The sequence below is a fragment of the Candidatus Hydrogenedentota bacterium genome, assembly GCA_019695095.1.
Taxonomy (GTDB): domain Bacteria; phylum Hydrogenedentota; class Hydrogenedentia; order Hydrogenedentales; family SLHB01; genus JAIBAQ01.
Window position 1 is genome coordinate 1 of sequence record JAIBAQ010000189.1, and the last position, 11,239, is coordinate 11,239.

Consider the following 11,239-nt stretch of genomic DNA (forward strand, 5'->3'; position numbering starts at 1 on the left):
CGTTGACTATGATGTAGGAAACCAAGTGGTTGTGGAACTCGCGGCGCTGCCTGGACAGCCACTTCTTGCGCGCCAAGTCCATGTCGCGCTCGGATGCCAAATGCCGAGCCGCCTCTTCAATGGCATGACGAGGAATTCCCAATTCCGCCGCCGTTTCCAAGAGGACGTCATGACTGATGGCTTCGCTGTCGCGATGGCGCCGGAGCGCACTCGCTACGATTGCGGTGACTTCTTCCGGCGTATAGTGACGTTCTGAGCCCATATTCCATTCTCCCTCTCCGTGCGCAAGGCCCCTTCCCTATCTTAAGGGAGCAACCCTTGTACCGATCGGAACAACTCAAACACTAGCCTTTCGCCACATAGACTTACGAATAATTGGCTGACTGCGCAAACAGAAGCCCGGTCAAAAAATCACCACAACTTGGGCAATTGCCCCACCCATTGCGCAAATTGGCCAACTCCTTCTTGCGTAGTGAAACCGGTTGAAGTGTAACCGAGTCATTTCGCCAACACACAGAATAGCAGGTTTTCTGTGCGACCACTCCCTTGTCCTGGAGGGACGTAACCGTGACACCGTACGATCCGAATAGACGTGAATTTCTTAGGCAAATGGCCATGATGAGTTCATTTGCCTCAACACTGCCGGGATTCTCCGCACTCGCCGAATCCGAAAAGGAGATTGAGGAACGCGATCAGGGAAGTCCCAGACTCGCAGTCGATTCCACTTCGAGAACCAACAAGCAGGCAGATCGATAACACTTCCTGAAAGTGCTCTCCACCAGTCATTTCTCGGAGTACAAAGAGCGCTAACCTACGCGGGCGCTCCCTTCGAGACCATCTCCCTAAACTCGGCCACAAATCTCTCGAAATCCACTCCGTAAACCGCTCTGAATACGCGAGCGTTGTCGGAATCCTTGAACAGACCCTCGACATAAGCGAGAAGTTTGTCTTTGCCGTGGCGCTCGACCAGATAATCGACCATGCAGGCAAACTCCGAATAGAAGAACGGCGACCTGTGCTCCGCATCGATCTTGATGGCGTCTTCTCGACGCGTCTGAAAATCGTTGGGCGGCATGAAATTACCCTGAGCGATCAGGCGATATGTCTCATCCCTGGAGGGATAAAAGGACGTCCCCATCTGATTCGCGCTGTACGTGGCGAGTCCTTCGAGCAGCCAGTGAGGATACGTGTATGCATGCCAGAGTCCTGCATTCTGAAAGATGATCGAATGCGACAATTCATGCGTCAGGTAGATGTCCAACGAGATCTTGCCGTCGCGGTCTTCCTCCAATGCCCAAGGCGCAATCACGACGCTGCCGTTGTAAAACGCGCAGAATCGCGCCTTCGAAAGTGAACGTTGGAAGTAGCTGGCCTTGTCCCGAAAAATGAACAACTTCGGCTTGTTTGTGAACCTCTGTTGGTGAAACTTCTCCACGCCTGGGATGAGGGCATCGAGTCGCGCATAGTCATTGAAATTCGCGCCGTTCTGCACATAGACAACGCTGTTCGTCATCTCATGCTTGGAGAATCCGATGATGAGCGGTGAAAATGGAAAGAGCTTGCCAAAGAGAAAGAAGTACCCAACACCCAAAGCCCCAGTCGTCATCACGACAAAGACCGTTATGTAGACTCTCCTCTTCACTTCTCCCCTACTTTTTACTGCAAGTTCGTCACGGTCGTCACAAAGCTATCAATTCTCTCCACCGACTTCTTCAGAACTCAAACACAGTGATCTCCGGACGGCACATGAACCGCACCGGGATAAGCCATGTGCCGATGCCGGGATTCACATACAGAGGCCCGGCGGGCGTTTCGAACAGGCCCCGGTCAAACTCGCCGCAATCGTTGGGTACAACTAGCGCGCCCACAAAAGGCAGCCGCACTTGCCCGCCATGCGAGTGGCCCGCGAGAAGCAGCGTGAACTGTCGTCCTCCAAGATTCAATGCACTCTCCGGATAGTGCCCCAGAAAGATAGTCTTCGGCGCATCAATCTCAATGCGGCTCTTCGGACGCAATTCCTTCGCTCCATACACTCCGATTTCACCGGGTACAATCTCCCGCGCTTCGTTCAGCAACCACGCTCCTCCCGTCGATTCGAATGCCTTCGCGACACTGCGGAAGTCGATGCCGCTCCAGTAGTCGTGGTTGCCGGGACATCCGTACATCGGTGTTTCAATGCGCGTCATTTCCTCCAAGGTCTCGTCGAGATAGTGTTTGTCCTCGACGATATCCCCCGTGAAACAGACAAAATCCGGTGACAATCCGTTGACGCAGTCGATCACCTTGCGCAGCCGCGCACGGTCTCCCTTGTGGTGGAGGTCGGTGAAATGGACGAAACGGTGCGTGGGATTCTCGTTTCGACGAAGATGGCGAATGCGCAGCCAGCCGGGTTCGACTCCAAATGCGTCTACGGCAAGCAGCGTCGGCGCGCCTGCCGCTGTCAAACCCAAGAATGCTCTGCGCGATAGCAGTCTCATGCTGGGAGTATACACAGACGGGAATTCATGATGTCCAATCGATGAGGTTGCAGCCAACCCGTGCAATCTGAACATTGAATGTTAGATTTGCACGAACCGATCTCAGCGCCTTACTCCAAACCGAGACTCAAAAGCACGCGAAAACCCGGCGCATCCCCTTTCGGGAACGGGCGCCGGGCCTTCGCTACTACCCAGTGCTTCTATGGAAAAGCGCGGAGACTTCCCGCGTCGGAACGCTAAGCCGCTGGTTGGAGCAGGTTCTCTTCGCAGAGGTCGGCAAGTGACCCCACAATACGGTCGGGCCGGTAGGCAAAACGGCTGAGATCGCCCTCTTTGGTCCCTCCTGAGAGCACGAGAATGGTGCGGTATCCCATCTGCACGCCTCCCAGAATATCCGTTTCCATGGTATCGCCAATCATGGTCGTCTCTTCAGCCGACAGTCCCAGTTCCTTGCGCGCGGCGCGCATCATAATTGGGCTGGGCTTGCCCACACTGAATGCGGGTATGCCGGTAGCCGCCTCGATCATCGCCGCGATAGCTCCGCAGCCGGGCCGCAGGCCGTCTGCCGTGGGACAGTTTGGATCGGGGTTCGTTGCGATGAGCTTTGCCCCGTTAATAACCAGGCGCACGGCGTGCTCAATCGATTCAAGAGTCAGCGTGCGCCCTTCGCCGATCACCACGTAATCCGGGTCGCTATCCACGATGGCGTATCCGCTCGTGTGCAATGCCTGCAACAGTCCGCCCTCGCCAATGACGTAGGCCGTGCCGTGCGGCTTCTGTTGCGCCAAGAAACGCGCGGTTGCCATGGCGCACGTAAACACGTGGCGCTCCTCAACCGGCAATCCCATGCGATGCAGGCGTTTCATCACATCGAGCCGGGTTCGCTGGCTGTTGTTGGTCAGAAAGAGAAACGGAATGCCCTCATCCAATAATCGCCGAATGAACCGGTCCGCGCCCGGGATCAGTTCGTGTCCTCGGTAGATCACTCCGTCCATGTCAATTAGGTAGCCCTGTTTCATTTCGTGTTCTCCATGGGGCATAAGGTGCAGTTCGGCCGTCTCGGCTCTCGGTAACGTGGTGTGGGCGTTATGCCAGCGTGCCGTATGTGGTACGGCTGCGATGCTTCCATGGTGACGCTCACCGCGCACGAAACCTACCCGAAACGTGATGGCGTTACCGCGAGCACCTATCCCCTACGGTTAGCGGCGTAGACCTGGCAGCCGGTGCCTTTAAGCAACTCGGCAATCGCCACGGCGCCGCGAAGTGTCGTCATTTTCAGCGGCATTCCACAGCGGAATGCCACCAGCTATGAACAAATCGTATGCCAGAATTGTGTGTTTCCTGCTAGGAATTGTTAAGATCTTGTTGCAGATATCTTTAGCAGGACGTTAAGCGAACCGGATGCACGAGACACGATCAGAATATAGCTACGCTCGCGTAGTCAACAGTCAAATTAATTACGTTTTCGTAGGCCAACATGAGATAGATGACTTCCCTATCTCCGCTTTAAACGCGCTGGACAATTCGGTAAGATAACCCGCCTTAATTCTAACCAAAGGAGATGCAATGTCAGAGAAGTTATTGTCCGGCAAGCGGGGGGTGGTTCTTGGCGTCGCAAACGATAAGTCCATTGCGTGGGGGTGCGCACAGGCGTGTGCGGCTCACGGCGCGCAGTTGGCATTCAGCTATTTGAACGAATCCTTGGAGCGCCGTGTGCGCAAACTCGTTGACGAGTCTATGCCCGGTTCTCCCGTGCTTCCGTGCAACGTACAGAAGGACGACGAAATCGCCGCCTTCTTCTCGGCCATTGCTTCGAGCTGGGGCTCCATCGACTTTGTGATTCACTCCGTGGCCTTCGCGGAGAAAGAAGATTTGCGGGATCAGTTCCTGTCCACCTCGCGGGCCAACTTCGCGCTGGCGCTGGACATTTCCGCGTATTCTCTGGTCGCGGTGGCGCGCGAAGCGGCTCCGCTCATGACAAGCGGCGGCAGTATCATTGCTATGTCCTACTACGGGGCGGAAAAGGTCGTGCCCCGCTATAACGTCATGGGGGTTGCGAAAGCGGCGCTGGAGGCGTCCGCGCGGTATCTCGCATGGGACTTGGGCGCCAAGAACATCCGTGTGAACTGCATCAGCGCCGGACCGATCCGCACGCTGTCCGCGAGCGCGATCCCGGGCATGCGGCTGATGCTCGACGTAACGGAGAAGTACTCTCCGTTGCACTGCAACGTCACGCCCGAAGATGTGGGGCGTTCCTCGGTGTATCTTCTGTCGGACTTGTCGTCGGGCGTGACCGGTGAAGTCATCCATGTCGACAGCGGTTATCACGTGATGGGCATGTACGGGTTGGAGTCGGAGTAAGCCGCAGCTTCTGCGTTGGCTTGACCAATAGGAGGTTCTCTGCGATGGACCTTCGCACGTGGTGGCCGTGTCAGTCCGAGCGGGCGCGCGATATCTGTACCCACATGTCGTCCGCCGAGCGGTGGGGGCTTGCCGTATTGAACGTCAGCTACGCAGCCTGGCTTGTATACGCGGTGCTGTGGCGTCTGGCGCTGCTCGTGCTGACTCCAACGGGCGAGCATGCACGCAGCGCGTTCTTCATGGGGGTGCTCACCCTTGCGTTTACATTCATGTTTCTGAGCCTCGTGCGGTCATACCTGCTTCGAACGCGCTACGGACGGAAATATCCCTACTTGGCTGACCAACTTGAGTTGTTCACGCTTGGACGGAGAGGTACGACAGCAGAGCCGAAGTAGCATCTGGGCGTAAGGTTCAGGCTGGGGATTCGATTAGGCGCGTGCAGGCGCCCGGCGCGGAGCGGCCAGCTTCACCACAAGCAGCTCAAGTGCGAGCGCGCGGTCAACGCCCGTTGACCGGAACATGATTTCCGTGTCCATGAGGAGCCGGAAGGCATCGCGAAACTTCTCGCGGCCCAGCTTTTCCGCCAAGGGGCGAACCTTGTCCGCCAAGAACGACGATTTGACGCGTCCTCCGTTGGGGATCGTGACCATGTAGGCCGTTTTCAGCAGCCAATTGATCGATCCAAGCACTTCGAACTCGCTCTTCCCCTGGTCCATGATATCGCGCAGCGCATGGACGGCCTTGTTCGTGTCAGAAGCGGCTATAGCATCGGTCAATGTCCAGATTTCTTCCTCGCTTACGTCGCTGCACGCGGCAGTCACGTCAGCGGCGCGTATGGCGCTGGCGTCGCCGACATAGTTGCACACGAGCAGTACGGCGTTATTCACGTCGCCCAGTCGTGCTCCGGTACGCGTAATGAGTTGGTCGAGCGCGGCGTTGTCGATGCTCTTCGAACGCGCTTCAATCTCGCGGCGGGCCCACGCCTTGGCTTCTGGCTCCCGCAGCTCGGGGCATTCCACAACCACGGCGCGCTTTTCGCATGCCTTGTAGAAGGCTTTACGGCGATCCAGCTTCGCGGCAACCATAATTAGGACCGTCGATTCGCTTGGATTCTCCAGATAGTGGATGATCGGCGCGGCGTGCGTGTCGGACTCGTAGACTTCGGCGTTGTTAACCAGCACGACCCGGCGTTCCGCCAGGAACGGGAACGTCTGCGCGACGGAGGCGATTTCGGCGGAGTCCGTCTCGTCGGCGTAGTACGCGTTAAAGCACAGATCCCGCATGCTGGGATCGACATAGAGTTGAAGCAGGAGATCGGTGGCGCGCTGCGCCAGGACCGGTTCGAACGTGGCTTCCCGTGCACGAGGGGGCTTTCCGGGACAAAAGAGGTATACAGGCGCCGGACCCGATTTACCGGCCTGCTGAAGAAACTCCTGGACGTCCAACTCTCACCAAGGTTCGACGGTTCGGTAGAAGATGGCCGATGCAAGACGCTCAAGGGCTTCCGATGCGCTGCGGTTCTCTTCTTCCGTGCTGAAGGACCGCACCGTCGGAACGAACGTGTCGGCGTTGCCACGCAGCCGGTCGGAAGATTGGCCCGAAGCGCGCGTGTAGTAGCTCGTGTTTCCGCTGATACGCGGCTCCACCCAGAGCGTATTGCCGGTCTTCCGGTCTATGAGTCGCGCACCCGCCGATACTTCGACGAGATAGTTAGTTACTTCGTCGTCCTCGTCATACGTGAAACCTTTAAGGTTGTACCCGAGGATGACGCCTTCCAGAATCAGATCCGCGTCCTGCTCGTCCGTAACGTGCAGGCGTCCATCGGCAATAAACTTACGAATGACCGCGTTGGTCAAGGGAGCCTGGAGATCGTACTCCCGGCTCATGTTCTTGAACGCGGGAACAAAGATGGATTGATACTGCGGGTCAAGTGAACTCTCCGTCGAGTAGCCGCACCCGGACAAACCGGCAAGCAGCGCCAGTCCCGCAAAACCTATTGCTGTGATATGACGTTTCACGAAGAGTACCGTTTGCTGTGTCCGTGCGAATCCAGCCACTGCTGGGCCTCCGATGCGGCAGGGGTGCCGGGGAATTGTTCCACAACAACCTCGTAATAGATCGCAGCCGAATCGAACCGGCGGCGCTTCTCATAGAACTTTGCGGTGCGCAGGCGCTGTTCGGCCACGGCCGTCAGCATCTTTGCCTTGATCTCGTCCAATTCCGCAACGCGACTGTCATTGGGATACTTCTCTTTGAAGTTGTCGACCGCTTGAACGGCGAGCAGACTCGGAGCCTGATCGTAGGCGGGCGGCAAGGAAGAATCGTAGTAGCACATCGCCAAGCCGTACATCGCATCGTCCACATATTCGGACGTTGCATAGTCTTCAACCACGCGCTGATACTCGAATGCGGACTCGGTGTATTCCTTCAACGTATAGTGGCACAAGCCAAGCTTATACTGGGCCTGGGCCGCGGCATCGGTAAACGGCTGATTGTCGATCACCATTCCATACACGTCGATGGCGCGCTTAAAGGGCCGCTTCCGGAACGGATGCAACCACGCGGTCTTCTCCAGTCCCTTGGTGCCCTTCTCGTAGTACTGATCGCCGATGGCGTATTGCTTCTCGATGACCTTATCGAATAGGTCGCTATCGGGATACTTCGAGACGACCTGCTGGAATTCTTTTGCGGCGTCGAGCAACTGGTCTTGGGCCATACGAATCTCGCCGCGAAGGAACTGATTGTCGTCGGCGAATTCGGTGCTCCCATAGTAGTCCTCGAACTTGTCCGTTTCGCGGATGGCCTGCTTGTAGTCACCCTGCACCATCAGGCTTCGTGCATACTCCACCTGAAGCTCGGGCGTCTCTTTTGGCAACCGCTTCACGTTGATCCAGCGGCCCGTCTGAGGGGTCCAGGTCCACTGGGCTTCGGCTACGGTTTGGAGCGTCAACGTCAGGCCTACGGCTATCGCGGCCCACGTCACCATTCTGCGCATGTATACGCCTCCACAATTCAGTTAACCGGTTGCGGCAAAACTATCTATCAGGGTTCGGCGGCTCCTGCCGCCACCCACACAATTCACCAACTGGCGCTAGTCTAGCAACTCTTTACGGCAATCCGCAAGGAGCAAAATGATTCGTCTTCTCTAACCTGACGCAACCTTGTCCGTCAGTGGCCTGCTGCCTCCAGCTTTTCGGCCTTGTACCCGCCTCTGGAGCGGTCAACAAGATAGATGGCCAGGAAAACGACCATGATGCCCACGGGCAGAATTGCCCAGACTTGCAGGGCCTGTCCCGGTCCGAAGCGGTCATTGATTCCGCCAATGACCGGGCCCGCGATGAACGTCGCGAAGTTGCCCGCGCCGCCCAGAAGCGCCATACCGAGGGCGCCCGTCTTCGGACACCGTTCGTTGGCGATACCCAGCATTGTCGGCCACCAGAAGCAAACGCCCACGTATACGAGGGTTGCCGCTGCGAAGAACATCGGGCGGGTGGTTGCATACCCAAACATGAACAGGCCTGCCGCAGCGATTGGCGCCGTCACGGCCATAAGGGCTACCGGCGACAGGAGCTTGTTGACGTACTTGCTCAGGAAGTCGCGCTGGATGTACATCAAGATACTGCCCCATGCGAGGGCAAGCACGCCTTCCTTTCCACCGAATACGTCGCGATAGATGTTGGAGATCCATTGCCCGGTGCCGAGCTCCGCCGCCGCGGTCAGCCACATCACACCGAACAACAACAGAAAGAGCGGTCTTGCAAGCGCCTCTTTGACCATGGCGCTAAACGGCAATCCGGATGCCACGCGCTCCGTTTTCGGGAACTTCTGTCCGAAAATCATCACGGTGTAGATAACGGACGGGATGAGGATGAGGGCCATTTTGGCCTGCCACGGAAGTCCAATTTGGGAAAACCCGTACGCGAGCAGACTTCCGATCACCAACCCTCCGGGGAACCACGCGTGGAAGCGAGTCAGCCGATAGATCTTTTCCTCGGGGTACAGGGCCGCAATAAGCGGGTTGCACACCGCCTCGACCAGCCCGTTCCCCATACCGACAACAAAGGTGGCAAGCACCACATACCAGAAGCTAGGAGCAAAGATGGTTAGTATCGAGCCGCCAATGTGACACAAAGCCGCCACGCGCAAGAGGTTTCCCATGCCGAGGAAGTCGACAAGCGGTCCTCCGAAGATGATCACGAGCGCAAAGGAAAGGAAGGCAACGCCGGCAATAATGCCCAGGTTACGCTTAACGGGATCGCTTTCTTTGTCGATACCCATCAACTTGTCGATAAACGATGGCTCACCTTCCTGGACGGCGGCGGCGTGGCCAGCTTCGACATAGGGCTTCACGAACTGGGTCTCGAAATCGCCCATAATGTCGCCACGTATCGCGAACGACATGGCCACGGCAATCAGGGCCACATTGCTCGCCCAAAACAGCATTCCTTTGTTCATTGGTCAGCTCCCTCCAACGTGCGTATGACGGCAGGTGGTTCCTCGCGTTCCCGGCAACGATTCGCGGGATCGATTGGCCACGACTCCCCGGCCCCACAGACCCCGCGCGTGATGGTAGCGAGTCGCCGGGAACAGGTCAAGAGCGGGCTATTGAGTTGCGGGTGAGTCTATTCGAAACCCTTGGGAGGGCCAAGAACCTCGCTAAAGATCACGGCCCTGCGCACCTCATCAATATCGCGAAAGAGGGCCACTTGGCGGCGCGCACGCTGCTGCACGGGTCGCGTCGGCGGCGCAATGGGAAACGCCTTTCGAGGTCCTTCCTCCTCCTCCACAAAATGCCTCTGGGCTGTCCGCACGGCGTCGCGCTGTGGAGGACGTTGCATCGGCTGCCCTTTGTGCATGGGCGGCGTTGTTTGGCGGGATGACTGCTGCGAAACAACTGGACGTGGTGGCCCCTGCCGCACGGGTTGGCGCGGCGGCGCATTGACGTGGCGCTGCTCGGGAGGCCTCGCCGTCGGCTGTTGCACTTGCCGCTGCTGCGGCGTCACCATCGGCGGCGCTTGAGGCCGTTGCGGCGCAGGCGAACCTTGACGCGGACGCGCCGTGCGCGGTTCAGCGGACTGCGGGCGCAAGGGAGGCAGCGGGACGGTGTCCAACCCTTCGTCGTTTACACCCTCTTCGCTGGGACGCGGCATTCGCGCCGTGCGAGGTTCTTCGCCCAGGAGAAGACGCCGCAGCTCATCCGGCATCTCCTCCAGAGGCATTTCGTGCGACTCTTCACGGCGGCGGTTTACGTCGCGCGTTTCCTGGATCTTCTTCACGATGCTACCGATGATGAAGATGGCACCGACGGCAAGGTAAAACAGTATGTTGAAGGAATCATCCATAGTTGCACACGTGTCCTTCGCTAAGAGTTACTTGCCACCGTCGCCTTCGCCTCTCGGCTCCAGTTTCGAAATGGAATCGCGCATGGAGGTGTCGGCCATGACATTCTTCATCCGGTAATAGTCCATGATTCCCATGTTGCCTGTCCGGAATGCTTCTGCCATTGCCTTCGGCACTTCCGCTTCGGCTTCCGTTACCCGGGCGCGCATTTCCACCACGGACGCGCGCATTTCCTGCTCGCGCGCAAACGCCATGGCGCGCCGTTCTTCCGCGCGGGCCTGGGCAATCTGCTTGTCGGCTTCGGCTTGTTTGATCTGCAATTGCGCGCCGATGTTCTCGCCCACGTCCACGTCGGCGATGTCGATCGAGAGAATTTCAAACGCGGTTCCGGCATCGAGGCCGCGTTGCAGCACGGTCTTCGAGATTCGGTCCGGATTCTCCAACACCTGCTTGTGCGTGGCAGAAGAGCCAATCGTGGTCACAATACCTTCGCCTACGCGCGCGATAATCGTCTCTTCCGTCGCGCCGCCGACCAGGCTGTTGATATTCGTGCGCACCGTCACGCGCGCTTTTGCCTTGAGCTGAATTCCATCCATGGCGACCGCGGCTACCGTGCTCTGGCCCTGACGCGGATCGGGACAATCGATGACCTTGGGATTCACCGAAGTCTGCACGGCGTCGAGGATGTCGCGGCCCGCCAGATCGATCGCGGCCGCGCGCTGGAACGTCAGCGGGATGTTTGCCTTGTTCGCGGCAATAAGCGCCTGCACCACGCGGACCACGTTGCCGCCCGCCAGATAATGGCCTTCCAGTTCGTCCGTCGAGAGATTAAGGCCTGCCTTCACAGCATTGATACGACTTGAAACGATGATCGTCGGACTGACTTTGCGCAGCCGCATGGCAACAAGACTCATCAGGCTGACCCGCGCGCCGGACAACCATGCCTGAATGAACAGATTGAAGAACGTCACCAGTACAACGAGAAACATGATGACAAAGATTCCGACCGCGATGGCGATCAAAGCTACTAAAATGTCCATTCTTCTCACCTCTCTTCGGTT

General features: G+C 57.7%; 12 protein-coding genes. 2 read left to right on the forward strand and 10 right to left on the reverse strand.

The genetic code is table 11. The features are described from left to right. From K1Y02_21640 to K1Y02_21655, 4 genes are all read right to left on the reverse strand, one after another. Positions 1-262, reverse strand: a 262-nt coding sequence (locus K1Y02_21640; GenBank protein MBX7258980.1) for a hypothetical protein, incomplete at its 3' end; no start/stop codon positions are given. A gap of 549 nt (positions 263-811) precedes the next feature. Next, complete coding sequence (locus K1Y02_21645; protein MBX7258981.1) at positions 812-1,642, reverse strand: hypothetical protein; 831 nt, start codon at positions 1,640-1,642, stop codon at positions 812-814. A gap of 70 nt (positions 1,643-1,712) precedes the next feature. Then, positions 1,713-2,477: a metallophosphoesterase gene (locus K1Y02_21650; protein ID MBX7258982.1), complete on the reverse strand. Its 765-nt coding sequence runs from the start codon at positions 2,475-2,477 to the stop codon at positions 1,713-1,715. A gap of 236 nt (positions 2,478-2,713) precedes the next feature. Beyond that, positions 2,714-3,496 carry an HAD-IIA family hydrolase gene (locus K1Y02_21655; GenBank protein ID MBX7258983.1) on the reverse strand — a complete coding sequence of 261 codons (783 nt, stop codon included), beginning with the start codon at positions 3,494-3,496 and terminating at the stop codon, positions 2,714-2,716. A gap of 547 nt (positions 3,497-4,043) precedes the next feature. On the opposite strand from K1Y02_21655, the gene K1Y02_21660 reads away from it, so the two are divergent. Next, positions 4,044-4,838 (forward strand): enoyl-ACP reductase, encoded by a 795-nt coding sequence (locus K1Y02_21660; GenBank protein ID MBX7258984.1) that lies wholly within the window; start codon positions 4,044-4,046, stop codon positions 4,836-4,838. Between the two features lie 44 nt (positions 4,839-4,882). After that, entirely contained in the window at positions 4,883-5,233 is a 351-nt protein-coding gene (locus tag K1Y02_21665) for a hypothetical protein (protein ID MBX7258985.1), read from the forward strand. 33 nt (positions 5,234-5,266) lie between these two features. Here K1Y02_21665 and holA read toward each other — a convergent pair whose 3' ends face one another. The 6 genes from holA to floA all read right to left on the reverse strand — a co-directional run bounded on the left by holA (position 5,267) and on the right by floA (position 11,218). Further along, positions 5,267-6,283, reverse strand: coding sequence for a DNA polymerase III subunit delta (gene holA / locus K1Y02_21670; protein MBX7258986.1), 1,017 nt, complete (start codon positions 6,281-6,283; stop codon positions 5,267-5,269). Between the two features lie 3 nt (positions 6,284-6,286). Continuing rightward, positions 6,287-6,856 carry a DUF799 domain-containing protein gene (locus K1Y02_21675; protein MBX7258987.1) on the reverse strand — a complete coding sequence of 190 codons (570 nt, stop codon included), beginning with the start codon at positions 6,854-6,856 and terminating at the stop codon, positions 6,287-6,289. Further along, a complete protein-coding gene (bamD, locus tag K1Y02_21680; GenBank protein MBX7258988.1) occupies positions 6,853-7,833 on the reverse strand; it encodes an outer membrane protein assembly factor BamD in 981 nt (326 codons plus the stop codon). Before bamD ends, K1Y02_21675 begins: the two co-directional genes overlap by 4 nt. 173 nt (positions 7,834-8,006) lie before the next feature. After that, entirely contained in the window at positions 8,007-9,293 is a 1,287-nt protein-coding gene (locus K1Y02_21685; GenBank protein MBX7258989.1) for an MFS transporter, read from the reverse strand. Between the two features lie 167 nt (positions 9,294-9,460). Then, the gene (locus K1Y02_21690; GenBank protein MBX7258990.1) at positions 9,461-10,180 is read right to left on the reverse strand and encodes a hypothetical protein; all 720 of its coding nucleotides are present in this window, start codon (positions 10,178-10,180) and stop codon (positions 9,461-9,463) included. Between the two features lie 27 nt (positions 10,181-10,207). Next, positions 10,208-11,218, reverse strand: coding sequence for a flotillin-like protein FloA (floA, locus tag K1Y02_21695; protein MBX7258991.1), 1,011 nt, complete (start codon positions 11,216-11,218; stop codon positions 10,208-10,210). Between the last annotated feature and the right edge of the window lie 21 nt (positions 11,219-11,239).

Bases quoted from the DNA above. Each gene is read 5' to 3' on its own strand.
- K1Y02_21655 (MBX7258983.1), bottom strand. From the start codon at position 3,496: ATGAAACAGGGCTACCTAATTGACATGGACGGAGTGATCTACCGAGGA.
- K1Y02_21650 (MBX7258982.1), bottom strand. From the start codon at position 2,477: ATGAGACTGCTATCGCGCAGAGCATTCTTGGGTTTGACAGCGGCAGGC.
- bamD (MBX7258988.1), bottom strand. From the start codon at position 7,833: ATGCGCAGAATGGTGACGTGGGCCGCGATAGCCGTAGGCCTGACGTTG.
- K1Y02_21665 (MBX7258985.1), top strand. From the start codon at position 4,883: ATGGACCTTCGCACGTGGTGGCCGTGTCAGTCCGAGCGGGCGCGCGAT.
- K1Y02_21660 (MBX7258984.1), top strand. From the start codon at position 4,044: ATGTCAGAGAAGTTATTGTCCGGCAAGCGGGGGGTGGTTCTTGGCGTC.
- K1Y02_21685 (MBX7258989.1), bottom strand. From the start codon at position 9,293: ATGAACAAAGGAATGCTGTTTTGGGCGAGCAATGTGGCCCTGATTGCC.
- K1Y02_21690 (MBX7258990.1), bottom strand. From the start codon at position 10,180: ATGGATGATTCCTTCAACATACTGTTTTACCTTGCCGTCGGTGCCATC.
- floA (MBX7258991.1), bottom strand. From the start codon at position 11,218: ATGGACATTTTAGTAGCTTTGATCGCCATCGCGGTCGGAATCTTTGTC.